This is a genomic window from Kribbella sp. NPDC048837 (genome assembly GCF_055586945.1).
Genome location: NZ_JBVJHF010000002.1, coordinates 549,930 through 568,084, shown reverse-complemented (window position 1 = coordinate 568,084; position 18,155 = coordinate 549,930). Strand labels below are relative to the sequence as shown.

General features: G+C 70.3%; 17 protein-coding genes. 5 read left to right on the top strand and 12 right to left on the bottom strand.

Annotation, left to right across the window (positions count from 1 at the left end):
- Positions 1-90 precede the first annotated feature (90 nt).
- Both ACZ6O0_RS10615 and ACZ6O0_RS10610 read left to right on the top strand, forming a co-directional pair.
- On the top strand, positions 91-1,140 hold the full coding sequence (locus ACZ6O0_RS10615) for a glycosyltransferase family 2 protein (RefSeq protein ID WP_465764587.1): 1,050 nt from the start codon (positions 91-93) through the stop codon (positions 1,138-1,140).
- Entirely contained in the window at positions 1,124-2,278 is a 1,155-nt protein-coding gene (locus ACZ6O0_RS10610; protein WP_465765588.1) for a hypothetical protein, read from the top strand. The genes ACZ6O0_RS10615 and ACZ6O0_RS10610 overlap by 17 nt, the downstream gene beginning before the upstream one ends.
- Here ACZ6O0_RS10610 and ACZ6O0_RS10605 read toward each other — a convergent pair.
- Positions 2,275-2,844: a TIGR03086 family metal-binding protein gene (locus ACZ6O0_RS10605; protein ID WP_465764586.1), complete on the bottom strand. Its 570-nt coding sequence runs from the start codon at positions 2,842-2,844 to the stop codon at positions 2,275-2,277. The two genes, ACZ6O0_RS10610 and ACZ6O0_RS10605, sit on opposite strands and share 4 nt — an antisense overlap.
- A gap of 73 nt (positions 2,845-2,917) precedes the next feature.
- Here ACZ6O0_RS10605 and ACZ6O0_RS10600 point away from each other — a divergent pair, with 73 nt between their 5' ends.
- On the top strand, positions 2,918-3,871 hold the full coding sequence (locus ACZ6O0_RS10600; protein WP_465764585.1) for an aldo/keto reductase: 954 nt from the start codon (positions 2,918-2,920) through the stop codon (positions 3,869-3,871).
- Positions 3,868-4,212: a YciI family protein gene (locus tag ACZ6O0_RS10595; RefSeq protein WP_465764584.1), complete on the top strand. Its 345-nt coding sequence runs from the start codon at positions 3,868-3,870 to the stop codon at positions 4,210-4,212. Before ACZ6O0_RS10600 ends, ACZ6O0_RS10595 begins: the two co-directional genes overlap by 4 nt.
- Positions 4,213-4,301: 89 nt before the next feature.
- Here ACZ6O0_RS10595 and ACZ6O0_RS10590 read toward each other — a convergent pair whose 3' ends face one another.
- From ACZ6O0_RS10590 to ACZ6O0_RS10550, 9 genes are all read right to left on the bottom strand, one after another.
- Positions 4,302-4,733: a GNAT family N-acetyltransferase gene (locus ACZ6O0_RS10590; RefSeq protein ID WP_465764583.1), complete on the bottom strand. Its 432-nt coding sequence runs from the start codon at positions 4,731-4,733 to the stop codon at positions 4,302-4,304.
- A gap of 42 nt (positions 4,734-4,775) precedes the next feature.
- Positions 4,776-5,063, bottom strand: a complete 288-nt coding sequence (locus tag ACZ6O0_RS10585; protein WP_465764582.1) for an antibiotic biosynthesis monooxygenase family protein — start codon at positions 5,061-5,063, stop codon at positions 4,776-4,778.
- Between the two features lie 10 nt (positions 5,064-5,073).
- Positions 5,074-6,222: a VWA domain-containing protein gene (locus ACZ6O0_RS10580; RefSeq protein WP_465764581.1), complete on the bottom strand. Its 1,149-nt coding sequence runs from the start codon at positions 6,220-6,222 to the stop codon at positions 5,074-5,076.
- Between the two features lies 1 nt (position 6,223).
- A complete protein-coding gene (locus ACZ6O0_RS10575; protein ID WP_465764580.1) occupies positions 6,224-8,401 on the bottom strand; it encodes a DUF5682 family protein in 2,178 nt (725 codons plus the stop codon).
- Positions 8,398-9,480 carry an ATP-binding protein gene (locus ACZ6O0_RS10570; protein ID WP_465764579.1) on the bottom strand — a complete coding sequence of 361 codons (1,083 nt, stop codon included), beginning with the start codon at positions 9,478-9,480 and terminating at the stop codon, positions 8,398-8,400. The genes ACZ6O0_RS10575 and ACZ6O0_RS10570 overlap by 4 nt, the downstream gene beginning before the upstream one ends.
- On the bottom strand, positions 9,477-10,880 hold the full coding sequence (locus tag ACZ6O0_RS10565; protein ID WP_465764578.1) for a DUF5691 domain-containing protein: 1,404 nt from the start codon (positions 10,878-10,880) through the stop codon (positions 9,477-9,479). Before ACZ6O0_RS10565 ends, ACZ6O0_RS10570 begins: the two co-directional genes overlap by 4 nt.
- Entirely contained in the window at positions 10,877-12,175 is a 1,299-nt protein-coding gene (locus tag ACZ6O0_RS10560; protein WP_465764577.1) for an SWIM zinc finger family protein, read from the bottom strand. The genes ACZ6O0_RS10565 and ACZ6O0_RS10560 overlap by 4 nt, the downstream gene beginning before the upstream one ends.
- Positions 12,176-12,239: 64 nt before the next feature.
- Positions 12,240-14,375 (bottom strand): MDR family MFS transporter, encoded by a 2,136-nt coding sequence (locus tag ACZ6O0_RS10555; RefSeq protein WP_465764576.1) that lies wholly within the window; start codon positions 14,373-14,375, stop codon positions 12,240-12,242.
- A gap of 286 nt (positions 14,376-14,661) precedes the next feature.
- A complete protein-coding gene (locus ACZ6O0_RS10550; RefSeq protein ID WP_465764575.1) occupies positions 14,662-15,513 on the bottom strand; it encodes a LysR family transcriptional regulator in 852 nt (283 codons plus the stop codon).
- 88 nt (positions 15,514-15,601) lie between these two features.
- On the opposite strand from ACZ6O0_RS10550, the gene ACZ6O0_RS10545 reads away from it, so the two are divergent.
- Positions 15,602-16,510 (top strand): TIGR03564 family F420-dependent LLM class oxidoreductase, encoded by a 909-nt coding sequence (locus ACZ6O0_RS10545; protein ID WP_465764574.1) that lies wholly within the window; start codon positions 15,602-15,604, stop codon positions 16,508-16,510.
- Here ACZ6O0_RS10545 and ACZ6O0_RS10540 read toward each other — a convergent pair.
- Positions 16,492-17,220: an amidohydrolase family protein gene (locus ACZ6O0_RS10540; protein WP_465764573.1), complete on the bottom strand. Its 729-nt coding sequence runs from the start codon at positions 17,218-17,220 to the stop codon at positions 16,492-16,494. The two genes, ACZ6O0_RS10545 and ACZ6O0_RS10540, sit on opposite strands and share 19 nt — an antisense overlap.
- Complete coding sequence (locus tag ACZ6O0_RS10535; protein ID WP_465764572.1) at positions 17,217-18,110, bottom strand: SDR family oxidoreductase; 894 nt, start codon at positions 18,108-18,110, stop codon at positions 17,217-17,219. Before ACZ6O0_RS10535 ends, ACZ6O0_RS10540 begins: the two co-directional genes overlap by 4 nt.
- Between the last annotated feature and the right edge of the window lie 45 nt (positions 18,111-18,155).

Here is an 18,155-nt window from a genome sequence, read left to right as displayed (position 1 = left end):
ATCGGGTCCGTCAGGACGGACGGGACGCGGCGGCGAGAAGTGGTGGCGCGGGGCGGCGGGCTTTGGCGGGGACCGATAGTCTCGGGCGCCATGAGCACCAGTGTCGCCATCGCGGTGATTACCTTCAGGCGACCTGCTCTGTTGCGGGGATTATTGACCAGTTTGCAGGCTCAGGAGCTGCCCGCGGACGGGGATTACGCGATCCGGATCGTGGTGGTCGACAACGACGCGGAGGGGTCCGCCGCCCGAGTGCTCGAGGAGTTCGGCGCGGGTACGCCGTACCCGGTGGAGTCGGTGGTGGAGCCAGAGCCGGGGATCCCGTTCGCGCGGGAGCGGTCGGTGGAGTTGTGCTGGAACGACGACGCGCTCATCTTCGTGGACGACGACGAGGTGGCGCCGCCCGACTGGCTCAAGACGCTGCTCAAGGCCTGGGAGTCGACCGGTGCCGACGTTGTCACCGGGCCGGTCCAGGGCAACCTGCCGCCTGGCGCCCCGGCGTGGAACCACTACAGCGATGTCCACGACTCGACCGGCCGGCACACCACCGGCGAGGAACTGCGCAAGGCGTACACGAACAACACCCTGGTCAGCCGGCGGGTCTATCACGCGGTCACGCCGGGCTTCCACCCCGCATTCCGGTACACGGGCTCCAGCGACCTGCACTTCTTCCTGCGGGTGCACCGGGCCGGGTTCCGGATCGTGTGGTGCGAGGAAGCGTGTATCGCCGAGGAGGTGCCGGTCGGGCGGACCACGCTGCGCTGGCTGGTACGGCGTGCGTTCCGGTCCGGCAGCGGGGACACGATCAGCCGGTTGCTGATCCGGCCGGGCGCGGTGAGCTACTTCTTGGTGCTGGCCTATGCTTCGGCCCGGGTGATCTCGGCGATCGGGTACGCCCTCGCCGGGCTGCTGCTCGGCCGGAAGACGCACCTGCTGAAGGCTGTCCGCCGGTTCTTCTCGGGCGTCGGCAGCCTCGCGGGGATAGTAGGGATCAACCATGACGAGTACCGGGAACGGCACGGCTCCGACGGTGGCGAGCCTGTGCCGGGCGATCTGGCAGGTGGAGCGGGACCTGGATCTGCTCGAGTGGCGGATTCGGAGCGCGCATCCGTGGCCGATCATCCGGATGCGCGTCTTCCATGAGCTGACCCGCCGCAGCGGTATCCACGGCGCACCACATCCGGTACGGCGTTCGCCGTACGACAAGGCAGGTCTCGTCGCCAAGCACGTGAGCGGACTCGCGACCCGGAACCCGTTCCTCGGCCGGTACGACGCTCTCGTCGTACCGCACCCGCGGAAACCGGGCGGTGTCGAGATCTACACCGACGAACTCCGCACCGCACTCGGACCGTCCGCCCTGATCCTGGACTCGGGGATCAACGGGACCCCGCTGCCCGGCAGCAAGAACCTGGACTTCTTCACGTCGGCCGCCGGCGCGATCCACCAACGCCGGCTGGACGACCGCGGAATCAGCGACGCACTCAGGGAACTGACCGGTGTCCAGGTGCCGGTGGGTGCACTACTGGCGAGGGAGGTCCCGAAACACCAGCGCCTGCGAGCGCTCTACCGCGCCCTGCTGCGCCGTCACCGGATCAAGACGGTGTACGTCGTCGTCGCGTACTTCCACCAGCACATCGTCGGCGCCGCCCGCGATCTCGGGATCCGGGTCGTGGAGCTGCAGCACGGCGCGATCAGCCCGTTCCACCTCGGCTACAGCTACCCCGGCCGACCGGTCGTCCCGGATCAGCCGGACGAGCTGTGGTGCTTCGGTTCGTACTGGACCGACGTCGCCGAGCTGCCCGCCGGGACGACGACCGCGGTGGTCGGCGCGACGTTCCTCCCCGCGCCGGACCGGAAGGATCCGCGGCGGGTCGTGTTCCTGTCGCAAGGCACGACCGGGGCCGAGCTCCTGCACGTCGCCGAGTCGGTCGCCAAGGAGCACCCGGACCTGGAGGTCCTGTTCCGCCCGCACCCGAGCGAGCACGCGTCCGACTACACGATCCCCACGAGCGTGAGGCTGTCGACCGACGGCAGCACGCTGGACCTGCTCGCTTCGGCCACCTATCAGGTCGGTGTCTCGACGACGGCCCTGTTCGAGGGGATGGCCCTCGGCTGCCGGACCGCGGTCGCGAACCTGCCCGGGCACGAGTACCTCGCACCGGCGATCGACAAGGGGCACGCGCTGCTGATGTCCCGCCCGGCGGAGCTCACCAAAGCACCGCTGTGCGCAGCCCCAGGCGCGTACTACGCCCCGAGCAATCTGACCGGCCTTCTCAACTAAGGCTGGCGGCCGATCATCCCGAGCAGTCGGTCCTGGAGCGGTGCGTCCGCGGACACCTTGACCTCCGGACCGAACACCTCGATCCCTTCGCCGAAGGCCCCCGGCGTCCGGTACTTCTCCATCATCTCCGGCGGGATCGCCGACGTACTCGCCCAGAGCAGCTCGACGTCGATCGGGTCCATCGTCTCGTCCTGACCGGTGGCCCGGGCCAGGTCCCAGCCGTGCAGGACGAGGTCGTCGGAGATCACCTGGTCGATGTTGTTCTCGGTCGTCAGCGGCCCCATCGGGGTGTCGGCCTCGGTCAACGCGAGCACCGGGTCGTCGAGCACCTGCTCCACCGCCGCACGGGCCTCCTGGAAGGCGAACAGGGGGTCGTCGCTCGGCTCCAGCTTCCGGCTGACCGGCAGGAGCAGATGAGCGTGCATGCCGACCACATGGTTCACCACGTCGCGGGCCGTCCATCGCTCGCACGGCGACTGGTTGTCCCACTGGTCCGGCGTCACGGCCGCGACCTTGCGCTCGAAGGCCTCGGCGCGCCGGCTGTATCGATCCGCGATCTCACCCATTACCGCATCTTGCCGTTCCGGCCCCTGTCGCGGAAGACCGAATCTGTCGGTTGTGGATCCTAGGGTCGGCGGCATGCGGATGGTGGAGCTCGGGCGGACGGGACTGACGGTGAGCCGGCTGGGGCTGGGGCTCGCTTCGATCGGGGGAATGTTCTCGGCCGTGCCGCAGCGACAGGCCGTCGCGACCATCGACCGGGCCTGGGAGCTCGGCGTCCGGCTGTTCGACACCGCGCCGGTCTACGGCTACGGACTGTCCGAGCAGCGCGCCGGTCTCGCGCTCCGCGGGCGACCGCGTCACCAGTTCGTCCTCTGCAGCAAGGTCGGCCGGCTGATCGAGCCGGGCGGCCCGGACATCCAGCCGATCTGGGCGGAGCCGCCGCCGGGTCTCGGTCCCCGCCTCGACTACTCGTACGGCGCGGTGCTCCGCTCGTTCGAGGCCAGCCTGGAGCGGATGGGCATCGACCGGATCGACATCCTGCACATCCACGACCCCGACCTCGACTACCTGACCGCGTCGACCGAAGCCCTCCGGGCGCTGGCCGAGCTCCGCGGTCGCGGCACCATCCGCGCGATCTCGCTCGGCGTGAACGACGCGGACGTGGCGGCCCGGTTCCTCCGCGAGACCGGGGCGGCCGGACCCGACTGCATCCTGCTCGCCGGCCGCTACACGCTGCTCGACCGGTCCGGCGCGGACGAGCTCCTGCCGTTGTGCGAGCGGCTCGGCGTCGCCGTTCTCGCCGCCGGGGTGTTCCACGGTGGCGTCCTGGCCGACACCGCCGAGGGCGCTCCCGACGGGTACGCGCGGGTCCCGCCCGACCTGCTCCGGCGGATCGACGGGCTCCGTGAGCTCTGCCGGGAGTACGGCGTACCGTTGCTGGCCGCCGCAGTCCAGTTCCCGCTCGAGCATCCCGCCGTGCCGGCGGTCGTGGTCGGGGCCCGGAGTCCGCGGGAGATCACCGAGGTCGCGGCGTGGCTCGACCATGAGATCCCACAAGCGTTCTGGACCGCATTAAGGTCTGGCGTATGAGGTACATGCTGCTTCACAAGACCAACGACAGCCTGGAGGCCGGGAACCCACCGGACCCGGAGATGCTGGCGCGGGCGGACGCCGTGCTCGAGGAGATGCGCCAGGCCGGCGTGCTGCTGCTCGGCGAGGGGCTGATGCCGAGCTCACGCGGGGCCCGGATCACATTCCCCACGCCGGGTGAGCCGCGCGTGATGGACGGGCCGTTCGCGGAGACGAAGGAGCTCGTCGCGGGTGTGTCGATCATCCGGGTCGACACCAAGGAGGAGGCCGTCCAGTGGGCCCTCCGCTTCGCCGAAGCCGACCCGAACACCCCGATCGACATCCTGGAGATCGCGGGCTAGGTCGTATCTGATGGTCCCGCGCCGTAGCGAGCAGGTGCTCGGTGCCGTGCCGAGTGCCGCGCAGTAGGCGCGGGACCATCAGACACGACCTACAGCTTCAGGTGCAGGATCGGGTACGGCTTGTTGGTCGGGTCGGTCTCGCTGCGGGCGACGACCCGGAAGCCGTGGTGCAGGTCGAAGCCGATCGCCTGCGGGTTCTGCTCGTTCACGTCGACGGACCCGGCGTCGAAGGACCGGAAGGCGTGCTCGAGCAGCAACGAACCGCCACCCTGCCCGCGGTACGCCGGATCGAGGAACAGCATCTCCACGTTGCCCTCGGCCACACCGATGAAGCCGATCAGCAGCCCGTCGTCGGTGCGCAGCCCGGCGAGCTGCGGGATCTCCCCGAACGACGCGCGGACGAGCGGCCGGAACACGTCCAGATCCGCCTCGGTGACGAAGTCGTGCGTCGCCCGTACGGACGCCTCCCACAGGTCGGCCGCCCGGTCGTACTCGTCCGGCCGGATATCGCTGATCTCCATGCCGCCCACGGTCGCACCCACCGCCGCGGCCTGTCAGCTCGATTACCCCGCGACGACGCCTTCCTCGGCGACGACCAGGGAGTCGATCGCGGCGAAGAACCTCGCGATGCCCGGCAGGTTCCCGCCCTTGTCCCGGGACGCGGCGAAGTCCTCCGGGCCCGCCCACTCGACGATGTCCAGCCACTCGTCGTCCGGCAGCCGCACGAGCCGGGCACCGAGGAATCCGGTCCGGTCGGCCTCGAAGTCCTTCAGCATCTCCGCCCGGGCGGAGAGCAGCTCCTCGGTCTTCTCCGGCAGTACGCGGAAGCGGGTCAGCTCGACAGTCGTCATGAGGTTCCTTTCAGGAGAGGTTGGTGGAAGCCCAGGAAGTGATGTCTTCGTGCCGGATGGCAGCGGCCATCAGGTCGGGGAACAGGTCAGGGGTACAGGCGAACGTCGGTACGCCGAGATCCGCGAGCGCGGCCGCGTTCTCCGCGTCGTACGACGGGGTGCCGGAGTCGGACAGCGCCAGCAGAGCGATCAGCTGTACGCCGGACTCGACCAGGGACCGGGCTCGTCGCAGCATCTCCTCACGGACGCCGCCCTCGTAGAGATCCGAGATCAGCACCATCACCGTCTCGGCCGGCTTGGTGACGAGCTCCTCGCAGTAGGCGAGCGCACGGTTGATGTCCGTCCCACCGCCGAGCTGCGTCCCGAAGAGGACATCGACCGGGTCCTCCAGCTGATCGGTCAGGTCGACCACTGCGGTGTCGAAGACGACCAGGCTGGTCCGGAGCGTGCGGATCGATCCGAGCACCGCACCGAAGAGCGACGCGTAGACGACCGACTCCGCCATCGAGCCGGACTGGTCGATCGCGAGCACCACGTCCCGCTGGACGCTGTGGTTCCGTCGTGCGTACCCGACCAGCCGGTCCGGGACGATCGTGCCGAGCGCCGGCGAGAAGTGCTTGAGGTTGGCCCGGATGGTCCGGTCCCAGTCGATGTCCGAGTGCCGCGGCCGGCCCGTCCGCCCGGCCCGATCGAGTGCCCCGGTGACGGCCGCGCGAGTCCGCTCGGCCAGGCGTGCCTCGAGCTCGGCGACGACCCGGCCGACCACATCCCGCGCGGTCTGCTTGGTCTCCTCCGGCATCACCTCGTTGAGCGCGAGCAGCGTGCTGACCAGGTGTACGTCGGGCTCCACGGCACCCAGTAGCTCCGGCTCCATCAACATCCGGGTGATGCCGAGCCGCTCGACCGCGTCCCGCTGCATCACCTGGACGACAGAGCTCGGGAAGTACTGACGGATGTCGCCGAGCCACCGCGCCACCCGCGGCGCCGACGAACCAAGGCCCGCCGATCGTTGGGTTCCCGATTCGCCTTCCGAGGCGTCGTACAGCGCCGCCAGCGCGGCGTCGACGGACTGGTCCGCCTTGGACAGCGTCGTACCCGTCTCGGGCTCGGCTTCGCTGCCGAGTACGAGTCGCCAGCGCCGCATCCGGTCGTCGTTCATCTCACACCCCCAGCAACTGCGCGACGACGGGCAGGACGGACGCGGCCAGCTCGGTGTCGAGATCGTTGTCATCAGCAACGACCACGGCCGCCGGATCGCCGAGCGCACGCGCGCGGGTCCCGATCGACCGGCGCTCCGGCGCGGCGAACGTCCCGAACGTCCGGCGCAGCAGCGGCAGCACCTCCACGAACGCGTCGTCCGGGATCGCGCCGAGCCACGCATCCACCAACGCCAGCAGGCGTTCGTCGTGCACGAGCAGCAATCCACCGCCGGCCAGGAATCCTTCGACATACCCGGCAGCGTCGGCGGTCGGCGTGCCGGGTGACAGCGCCCGCCCCAGCCGCAGCGCGACCTCGTGATCCGGCAACCGCGAGGTGTCGAGCATCAACCGGGTCAACCGGCCGCGGATCAACGGCGGCACCGCGGCGCGATCGCTCAACCCCTCCAACGTGTTCAGCCACTCCGCCCGCACACCCTCGGCCAGCAAGGCGGTCGCGTCCTGCACTCCGTCGATCAGTTCCTGTACGGCGGCAGCCGCGTCCGGATCGAGTCCGTGCACAGCCCGGCCGAGGCCGGCGCAGATCCGTGACACCATGCGTCCGGCGACCGCGGCCAGGCCGGCGGTGTCGGTGCCACGGACATCGCCGTACCGCGAGGATCGTGCCAGCGCGGGCAACGCCGCCATCAGGTGACCGACGTCGGCATCGGCGGCCGCTCGGGTGTCCACGCCTTGAAGCAGAGACGGCATGGCGTCGGCGAGGTCCGCGAGCAGCGACTTCTCCAGCGCAGCGGTGACGTCGGCGAGCGTCGACGACTGGTCGGCCACCTGCAGCATGACCGTGGTCGCGGCTCCCAGCACGGTCGTGCCGTGCGCACCGGCGGCGACCAGGTCGACTTCGAGGCCCGGATCCCAGGTCAGCCGCCACATCTCCCGGAACGTGCCCTGCGCGCGGCGCTCGTCGGTGGCCGGCACACCCCAGTGCACACCGAGAATCCGCAAGCGGTGCAGGAGCCTGGACTTCTCCACGTCGTTCGGCTTCCGCAGGTCGAGCTCGATCACCCGCTCGGTCGCGTCCCGCCGCATCCGCAGCCGCCGCGCCTGCGCCGCGAGATCCGCCGCGACCGGCGCCTGTGGCGTCTCCCCGGGCACCGATCCCAGCAGCTCGCCGACCACCGCTTCCCGCGTCACGAGATCAAGCAGTACGTCGTTCCCGCCGCAGAGCACCGCCCGCGTCGCCTCGGTGACCTCGCTCAAGCCGGCGAGCGGGCGGCCTCGCAATGCGGCCAACGTGTCCGCGAGTCGGACCGCCTCGATCACGTGCGCACTGGACACCGGAAGGTCCTCGGCGCGCAGCACCCGCGCGACCTTGGACAGCCACCGGGTGGTGATCTGGTCGGGCGCGGTGAACAGGTGGTGGTACCAGCCCGGTGACGTGATGCCGGCGCCGTACCCGCTCGTCGCGGCCAGCCGGCCGTGCGTCCACGGGACCCACGTGCAGGCGACCTTCCGCTTCGGCAGGCCCTTCAGGATCCGCTGGTCATGTGTTGCCGGGGGCAACGGCAGCTCCAGGGCGGGCACGTGCCAGGCGCCGCAGATCACCGCGATCCGCTCGAACCCTTCGCGGATCGCCTTCCGCAGCACGGTGCGCATGTACGCCTCACGCTGCGCTTCGCGGCCCACGGCCTCCTCGTCGTGACGCAGTTCGCGCATCGCGTCGGCGATCACGCTGAACGGCTCGGCCCCCTCGCGCCGCGACTCGATCACGTCGTCCCACCAGCGCTCGGGATCGTCGTACCCACCGGCGTTCGCGAGCGTCGCCAGCGGATCGATCGACGCCGCCCGCCGGCCCTCCCGACCGGACGAGGCGAACTGATGTGCGGCGGGCAGGTCGCAGAACCGCACCGGTACGCCGGCCGCCAGCGCGTACTTGATCGCCTGCCACTCGGGGCTGAACACCGCGAACGGCCAGAACGCCGCCCGCGTCGAATCGTCGACCGCGTACGCCAGCAGCGCGACCGGCGGCTCCATCTCCTCCGACGCCGCCAGCTCGACCACCTTGTCGGCCTCCGGCGGTCCCTCGATCAGCACCACGTCGGGCCGCAGCTCGGCCAGCGCGGTCGCGACCGCCCGCGCCGATCCCGGCCCGTGATGCCGGATCCCGAGAAGATGAACGGTCATCCGGAGATCTCTCGGCAGGCGCGGTAGAACGGGGCCCAGTCGTCGCGTTCGCGGACGACGGTCTCGAGGTACTCCGACCAGACGACACGATCCGCCGATGGGTCCTTGATGACGGCACCGAGGATGCCGCCGGCCACGTCGGTCGGCCGGAGTACGCCGTCGCCGAAGTGGGCCGCGAGGGCGAGACCGCCGGTGACGACGCTGATCGCCTCCGCGGTGGACAGCGTGCCGGACGGCGACTTGACCGCCGTACGGCCGTCCTCGGTGCGGCCGGAGCGCAGTTCGCGGAAGATCGTCACCACGCGCCGGATCTCGTCGAGCGCGTCGTCGGGTTGCGGCAGCTCCAGCGCCGTACCGAGTTGTGCGACCCGGCGGGAGACGATGTCCACCTCGTCGTCGGCCGAGTCCGGCAGCGGGAGGACGACGGTGTTGAAGCGGCGCCGGAGCGCGCTGGAGAGTTCGTTGATGCCCTTGTCGCGGTCGTTCGCGGTGGCGATGACGTTGAATCCCTTGCGGGCCTGGACTTCCGTGGCCAGCTCGGAGATCGGCAGCGTCTTCTCGGACAGGATCGTGATCAGCGCGTCCTGGACGTCGGACGGCATCCGGGTCAGCTCTTCGATCCGGGCGATCTTCGCATCCGTCATCGCCCGCTGCACCGGACTCGGCACGAGCGCCGCCTCACTGGGGCCCTGGGCAATCAACTGGGCGTAGTTCCACCCGTACCGGATCGACTCCTCCGCGGTCCCCGCCGTCCCTTGCACGAGCAGGGTCGAGTCGCCGCTGATCGCCGCCGCCAGATGCTCGCTCACCCAGGTCTTCGCCGTTCCCGGTACGCCGAGCAGCAGCAACGCCCGGTCCGTGGCCAGGGTCGCCACCGCAACCTCGATCAGCCGCCGCGGCCCGACGTACTTCGGCGAGATCTCCACCTCACCGGCCTTGCCGCCCAGCAGGTACGTCACCACCGCCGCCGGCGACAACCGCCACGCCGGCGGCCGCGCTCGGTCATCCACGGCTGCCAACGCCGCCAGCTCCCCCGCATACTCCTCTTCCGCATGCGGCCTGAGAACTTCAGTGGTCATGACAGCTCCTCGTACAGTTCGCGGCGGAAGGTCAGGGTCTCCACCAGGCGGCGGCGCCAGGTGTCTTCCTCGCCGGTGGGTTCGCGGGTGATCGGGTGGTTCAGGACGTCGGGTGGGACGGCGCGGGCGGTGATGCTGGCCAGCCTCGCCCAGGCTCGGTTGGTGCCGACCTTGGCGAGTTGGTCGAGGATCATGCTCGCGAGCGAGGGCGGCCAGGGCACGGGCAGGCCGCCGACCAGCTCGGCGACGTCGACCGTGGTGCGGAGGGCTTCGACGGCGCGGGCCCATTCTTCGGCGGGAAGCAACCGCAACAACTCGGCGGGACTTCGGCTACCTGTCGATGCCTCTGAGCGCAGCAGAGCGCGGGCCCATTCAGCTGACGTCTCCCGGATGGCTGCTTCGGTCCAGGCTGCTTGGAGAAGTTCGGGAGCGCAGCCCTCGACCGGTGTCTCCAACCAGGCCAGATCCATCGCGGACAGTGGGGTGCTGGCGATGATCTGGAAGAACCACCACGCGCGTTTGCCGATGCCCTCCGGGTTCTGGGAGTCGATGCCGTCGCGTTCCATCGACGTACTCAGGCGTCGCGGGAGGTCGACCGCGAGGACGCCCTGGGTGGCGGTCAGGTGGGAGTGCAGGCGCTCGGTCATCCGTTCGCCGTACCGGGAGCCCGGGACGCGGGCGAGCAGGCGGGCAGCGGCCCGGCGGACCTCCTTGGAGCGGTCGTCGAGCGCCGCTTCCAGGAAGTCCTCGTCGGATGCGGACAACCCCTCCGCGAGCAGGCCGAGGAATTCGGTGCGGGTGGCAGCGGACTCGGACGGCCAGACCTCGGCGAGAGCTTCCAGCGCGGCCTCGGGATCGTGCTGACGCACGGCACGGAGCCAGCTGCGTCGCTGGACCGCGTTGCCGTGCGTCCAGAGTTCCACGTCGTTGCTGTCAGCAACAGCTGCGTGGAGGAAACGCCACTCCGGGTTGAGATCCGCGAGCCACCGCGCCCGCCGGCCGGCGGCGGCGATGACGAGGGGACGGTACTCGGCCCGGTTCCGCGCGTAGTCCGCCAACGCCGGCAGGTGCTCGGGCGGCACACCCCACCCGCGTGCATCGGCAGCCCGCAACCACTCGCCGAGCGCGGTCGTCTGGAATCCGCCGAGCATCGCCGCCAGCCGCCGAATCGCGACCGGTCGAGGCAGCGGCCGCTCCTCACCCGATGCCGCCGGCAACGGTTCGAGGTCGCGGAGAGGTTTCCGGCCGGCACGCTTGTACACGGTCGCGAGCGCGGCGGCGTCCAGCAGACCACCGTCCCGCAAGCGTTCTTGCACAGCCTCAGGCAACTCTTCGAAGTGCGCCGGCCGCCGATCCGTACCCAGCAGCGCCGAGCTGACCAGCCCGTCCCAGCCCTTCACAAGATCACCGGCCGATCGTCGTGCCAGCACGTCATCGGGCGGAAACCGGCACGGTTCCACTCACCCGCGACGGTGACCGGATCGCCGGCCGACACCGCGAGCAGCTTCCACGGATCCACACCGGGCAGCAGTTCGAGCCCATCGTCGGCAGCATCCACGAGCGCCCACCCCTCGCCGTACGGCGCCGGCCGGACGTCCTGCAGGACCAGCGGCCAGCGCTCGTTCCACGGGTCGGCGGCAACGGATTCGACGTACGACGCCAACGCCTGGCGAGCCGTGAATCCGGTCGGCTGCGGCGCGGGCAGCCGGGGAGCGGTCTGGGTGAGTAGCGCGCGCATCGGCAGCGCACCGGGATAGAAGGACAGCGCCCCCGGAACGTACTCTCCCGGTCGCGCCGGCAGCGGATCGAGCGGCCGTCCCGCGGCCGCGAAGCTGAGGATCAGGCCGAGCCGACCAGTCGTTGCCCCACGCAACCAAACCCGGCGGACGGTGAGCCGCTTGTCCGGCTCGATCACGCGCCCGAGCACGAGCCAGTCGTCCTCGACCTTCTCGCCCTCGGCCAGCACCCGCGCGGTCTCGACGGTCCACCCGATCCGGGACTGCACGGTATCGGCCAGCGACGGCGGCAGCTCGGCGAGCCGGTCGTGCGCGGAGACGATCAGGTGAATCAGCGACAGCTCCTCGAGCAGCTCGCCCGGCCACCCGTGTCCACGGCCGACCACACCAGCCGCTCGCCGTACCGCTCCCGCCACCCCCGGCGCCTGCGCGTCGACCATCCGGGCCGCCAGCCGGCTGAGCTCGGTATAGGCACGCTGATCGAACCCACCGAGCCCTTGCCGGACCTGATCGTCCAGCCAGCTCGCCAGCTCGGCCATCCCGGCCGACACCCGATCAGCCCGCCGGGAAGCGCGCTGCTGGGCGGCCAACGGGTCCGCAACCTCGCCCGGCTTCCGCTCCGGCCGCTCAGCCCGCGCCGGGCGCTGATCGACCCACGACGTCACCCACTCCGGCTCGTCCGCCGGCCGCACATCCCCGCCGGCCCACAGCAACAGCAGCCCGAGCGCGTGCTTGCAGGGGAACTTCCGGCTCGGGCAGGAGCACTTGTACGCCGGTCCGCTCAGGTCGACCGCGGTCTGGTACGGCTGTTTGCCGCTGCCCTGACACAGTCCCCACACCGCCCGCTCGGACGCGCCGGTCTCCGGCCACTTCGCCGGACGGGCTTGCGCCTGGCCAGCCTTCGCGGACGCAGGATCAGGCGCCAGCCCCAGCACCTGCTCCACGTCCCACGGCCCCACGGCACTCCTCGCTCGATACGCCTCTAAGGCGAGAGCATGCCATCCGACGCCGACAACGCGATCATCACCCGAAGGCCTGGCGTTCGTGGACCTCGTCGGGGTAACCGTTGGCCGCGGCCGGCGGGGTATCGGAGAGGCCGTTGCGGATGGTTCCGAGCAGGCGTTCTTCGACCGCTTCCAGTTCGGCGATGCGGTGCCGGATCTCCAGTTCCTCGTCGCGGGCAGCGGCCAGCAACTCGGCCGCCTCTGCCTTTGCGGCTTCACGGAGGTGGTCGGCCGTGCGCTGGCTGGCGCTGAGCACGCTCAGTTCGTAGCGGCGGAGCTCGTCGACGAGTTCGCCGGCCGGGCGCTGGGCGTCGAGGATGGCGGCGGCCGGCTGCGGGACGGCGTCGGGCAGCGTGTCCTCGAGCGCCGCGATCTGCTGGTCCACGCGGGCGAACAGGTCGGCGACGTCCGTACGCATCCGGCGTACGACGTTCGCCGCGGCCTGGACGCGTTCGTTCGCCTCGCGCTCCCGTTCGCGGGCGGTCCGCTCGGCCGAGGTGATCACATCGAGTGCGACGACCGCGGCCCGTTCGGCCGGATCGTCGGGAACGGTCTCACGCATCGGCGCCTCCTCTTCCGCACCGTCCGCCGTCAGCGCGACCGTACGGCGGAGTGGAACCTCCCGGATGAACAGCACTGCGAGCAGGCTGACCACCGCCGCACCGGCCGCGATCACGAAGATCTTCCCGGTCGCATCGCCGTACGCATGCCGCACGATCTCGGCCACCGGTGCCGGCAGCGCGTTCACGTCCAGCACGCTGCCGCTCGACCCGCTGGACGCCGCGGCCGCCGCCTCCGGCCCGAGCGCCCGGATGTTCTCGGTGATCAGGTCCATCACCCGGTTCGCCAGGACCGCGCCGAGCACCGAGACGCCGACCGCGCCACCGAGGCTGCGGAAGAACGTGACCGTGGCGCTGGACGCGCCGACCTGGCTGACGTCGACGGTGTTCTGTACGGCGAGCACCAGGTTCTGCATCATCATGCCCATGCCGATGCCCATCCCGAGCATGCCGAGGCCGACGTACCAGTAGGGGCTGGTGTGGTCGATCGTGCCGAGGACGCCGAGACCGGCGGTGAGGAACAGCCCGCCGAGCACGAGGTACCGCTTCCACCGGCCGAACCGGGTGATCAACTGCCCGGACCCGACCGACCCCAGGAACGACCCGAACATCATCGGGATCGTCAGCAACCCGGCCTCGGTCGCGCTGTACCCACGGGCCACCTGGAAGTACTGCCCGAGGAACACCGCGCTGCCGAACATCGCGATCCCTACCGCCAGGCTGGCCAGGATCGCCAGCGCGGTCGTGCGTTCGCGGACCACCTTCACCGGGACGAGCGGCTCGCGCGCGTGGGTCTCGACGATCACGGCCAGGATGCCGAGCACCGCCGTACCACCGAGGTAGGCACCGGTCTGCCACGACCACCACGCGAAGTGCTCGCCGGCGAACGACACCCAGATCAGCGGCAGGCCGGCCGCGCCCGCGATCAGGATCGCGCCGAAGTAGTCCATCTTCACTTCGCGCTTGATCACCGGCAGGTGCAGGTAGCGCTGCAGGACGAGCAGCGACAGGACGGCGAGGGGCACGCAGACGTAGAAGCACCAGCGCCAGCCGAGCCACGATGTGTCGACGATGACGCCGCCGACGAGCGGCCCGGACACAGTGGCGACCGCCATCACGGCGCCCATGTAGCCGGAGTACCGGCCGCGGTCGCGCGGTGGGATCGCGGCGCCGACGATCGCCTGGGCGAGGGCCATCAGGCCACCCATCGCCAGGCCTTGCAGGACCCGCGCGCCGATCAGGAACGGGACGTTGTGCGCGGCGCCGGCGAGCGCCGATCCGGCCACGAACATCACGATCGCGAACTGGACCAGCAGCTTCTTGCTGACCAGGTCGGAGAGCTTGCCCCAGACCGGCGTGGACACGGTCATCGCGAGCAGGCTGGCGGTGATCACCCAGGTGTACTGGGTCTGGGAGCCTTCCAGGTCCGCGATGATCGTCGGCAGCGCGTTGCTGACGATGGTCGAGCTCATCACGGCGGTGAACAGCGCGGCCAGCAGCCCGGCCAGGATCTCCAGGATCTCGCGATGGGAGAGCCCCGGGTCGGCAGGGTTGGCGGGGGCGGCGGCCGTATCCAGGGTCCGGGTGGCAGACATCGGGTTCCGTTCGTACGCGGAGTCGCTACGGCCGAAGCAGCGGCGTGCGCTGCCCCGGGGCGGAAGCGGCCGGCGTGTCCTCACCCAGCCTGATATTTGGTTGCAAGAACCAACGATAAGCCCGCAGTGTCAGCGACCGCTCACCGGGAGCCACCGATCGCTCGTCGCGGAGCGGCGTCCTATTGTGAGACGAGCCCTCCTCGGAACAGGTTTTCCCGCGTACGATCCGGTTCTTGTTGAGAGATCAACACTGGCCCCCGGCGGTGCTGTCAGGGCCCGTCGGGGGTCATCCGAAGGCGGCGACGAGGACGTCGACGCACCCGGCCGGCCGGCCCGGCGCGATCACCAGGTTGCCGGGAGCGCTCAGCGGCGGCGCGAACTGGCCCATCCACAGGACGCCGTCCGCCGACCCGCAGGACGTGCCGTACACGACGGTCCAGGCCGGGGAACCGGTCGACATCTCGACGATCGTGGCTTCCAGGTCGTCCGCCGCCCGGCCCGGCACCGGCTCGAACCCGGCGTCCCGGCAGGCAGCCGTGAGGAACTCCCGCAGCCAGGGATCGGCCGGCAACCGCATCGGCAGACCCGCCAGGTCGACGAGCTTCACGCCGTCGTCCGCCCGGTACTCCGACGGCAGCAGGACCGACAGCGGATCCCGCCAGAGCTCGACCACCTGGAGGTCGGCGGCGGCCACCTCACCGCGGACGAACGCCACATCCAGATCGCCGGACCTCAGCGCGTCGAGGTGATCGGCCGCGGCACCGGAGCTCAGCTTGATCTCCAGGTCCGGCGTGCTCTCCCGGAGAGCGGCGAGACCGCGTTCGAGCCGATCCCGCAAACCAGGCGCCGTGCCGATCCGCAGTACGCCGGAACGCCCGGACGCGAGCTCCGCGGCGACGCCGGTGGCATGGTCCGCGGCGGCGAGGATCGTCCGCGCCTCGCGCAGCATCCGCTCACCGTCGCCGGTCAGCCGGACGTGCCTCGACGAACGGTCGAGGAGCTTCAGGCCGAGCTCGCGCTCGAGCCGGGCAACCTGCTGGCTGACCGCCGGCTGGACGATGTTCAGCCGTTCGGCGGCCCGGCCGAAGTGGAGCTCCTCGGCGACGGTGACGAAGTACCGCAGCTGCCGCAGCTCCATCGGCCACCCCCGGCGATCACGATTCCTTATCACTGCACAGCGTAGCTGCGTCTTGGTCACCGATGGCCGCGCTCGTTGACTGGTGGACATGAGAACAGGACTGTGGATCGAGGAAGAAGGCCTCCGGATCGACGAGGTCGGGGCCGCCGCCAAGACTGCCGAGGACAGTGGGATCGACCGGATCTGGTTCAGCCAGCGAACCGGCTGGGACGCGCTCACGCTGATCGCGGGCGCAGCGCCGTACACGTCGACCATCGGCTTCGCGGTCGGCGTCGTACCGATCTATCCCCGGCACCCGATGGCCCTGGCAGCGCAGGCGCTCAGCGTGCAGGCAGTGTCGGGCAACCGGCTCACACTGGGGATCGGGACGAGTCATCCGCACATGGTCGAGGGGATGTTCGGCCTCTCGATGGAGCAGCCCGCCAAATACACGCGCGAGTACGTCGAAGCGCTCGGACCACTGCTCTCCGGCGAGCCCACCGACTACGAGGGTGAACGGCTGACGGCTCGTGGACAGATCGAGATCACCGGCGCGGAGACTCCCGAGCTGATCCTCGCCGCACTGGGTCCGCGGATGCTCAAGACCGCGGGCGAACTGACTGGCGGCACGATGACCAGCTGGGTAGGGCCCGACCTGGTCGAGAGCTACATCCGGCCGACCATCGACCGGGCCGCGGCCGCGGCGGGTCGGCCGCAACCACAGGTGATCGCGGCCGCGTGTATCGCGCTCACCGATGATGTGGACGCGACCCGCGCATGGATCCGGGAACGCTTCGGCGCGGCCGGCGACATGCCGGCGTACCGGGCGGTGCTCGACCGAGGAGGGAAGGCGGGACCGGAAGACACCGCCGTACTCGGCGACGAATCGGCGGTGGCGAAGGAGATCCAGCGGTTCGCGGATGCCGGGACTACTGAGTTCGTCTTCTGCCCGGTCGGGACGGCGGCGGAGCAGGAGCGGACGATCAGGTTCGCACTCGACTACGCGGCACAGCAGTAGCCGCTGCCGGAGACGTACGAGAGATTCTTCAGCTGACCGGCCACGGTGGATGTCCCTTGGAAGACGTCGATGCGCTCGCTGAGGACCGGCAGCAGATCGCCGTGCGCGACGACGAAACGGATGTCGGGATGGCGGGTCAGGACACCGGTCAGCGCCAGATCGGTGACTGCCCGGGCGGTGTCGAAGGGGAACTCGATCATCGGTCGTGGCCGGTCCAGCGCGACCTGACGCCACTGTGGTGGTGACGTCGGATGCAGCAGCACCATGGCGGACCTAGCATCCAGCTCCCGCCACAGTGGCTCCCACGACGGGTCGCCCGGATACATGCCGCCGGCATTGCTCAGCAGTACGACGCCGTCCGCGTGCAACACGTCGTACGCGTAGTCCACCTCGACCAAGGCGCCCTCGACATCCGGCAAAGGCAGGCTCGCGAAGAACCCGAAGCGGCCCGGGTGGTCGCGGACCAGCGTCGCGGCGGCCTCGTTGACCTGCCTGGCCAGGACCTGAGCGCGGAAGTCGTCACCGAAGTGCACACCCGGCGACGGCACCGACAGCACGGCCTTCTCGATGCCGGTCCGGTCCATCTCCTCGAGGTGCTTCTGGACAGACCACTTCGGCCAGCCGGGCATCCCGTCTGGCCGAAGGTGTCCCGCCCGCTCCGCCGCGGCGACGTACTCCGGCGGCAGGAAGTGCGCGTGGAGGTCGATCATCCCGCCACCGGGTGCAGCAGGTCGTCGAGACCGATCCGGCGGAGCAATTCGGCGCGAACCCGGTCGGCCACTCCGTTCACCACCGCGGCGCCGTCGTCCGACGGGTCGATGTGGACCCGGAACGGCCGGTGCCCCTTCTCGGTGCCGACCACCGTCACGATCGCCTTCGCGACCTCGGCGACATCGGCCCAGGCCGGCTCGAGCTCGGCCAGCTTCTGGCCGACCTGCTCCATCAGCCCGGCGTACTTCGTCTCGTACGCCGCGACCACCTCCGCGTCGGCCGGCGAGCCGCTGTGGGCGAAGTGGTTGGTGCCGTGGGTGAAGGCACCCGGGACGACGATCGTCGTCTCGATCCCGAAGCGCGCGACCTCGAGCGCGTAGCTCTGCGCCAGCGCGTCCATCGCCGCCTTCGCCGCGAAGTACGGAGCCAGGTACGGCGGAGTCCCGCCGCGCGTGCTCGAACTGCCGACCCACACCATCAGGCCGTCCTGCTGCTCGCGGAGATGCGGGAGCGCGGCCCGGTTGAGCCGCTGCGTGCCGACGACGTTGGTGTCGTACAACTGGGCCAACTGCTCCGGCGTGAAGGCCTCGGCCGGACCGGTGACCATGTGCCCGGCGTTGTGCACGAGTACGTCGAGACGCCCTTGCTCACGGATCACGGTGGCGACAGCCTGCTGGGCGGAGGCGTCTGTGCTGATGTCCAGCTCGACGGCGCGGAGGTCGACGTTGTGCTCGGTCGCGTACTGCTTGGCGTCCGCGGCGGCGGCTGCGTTGCGGCCGGCGACGCCGCGCATCCCGGCGTAGACGATGTGGCCGGCGTCGGCGAGGGCACGGGCGGTCAGAGCACCGAAACCGCTCGACGCGCCACTGATCAGAACTGTCTTGCTCATGACGGATTCCTTTACTTCGGGAGGGCCGGCGCGAGGAGTGGTGCT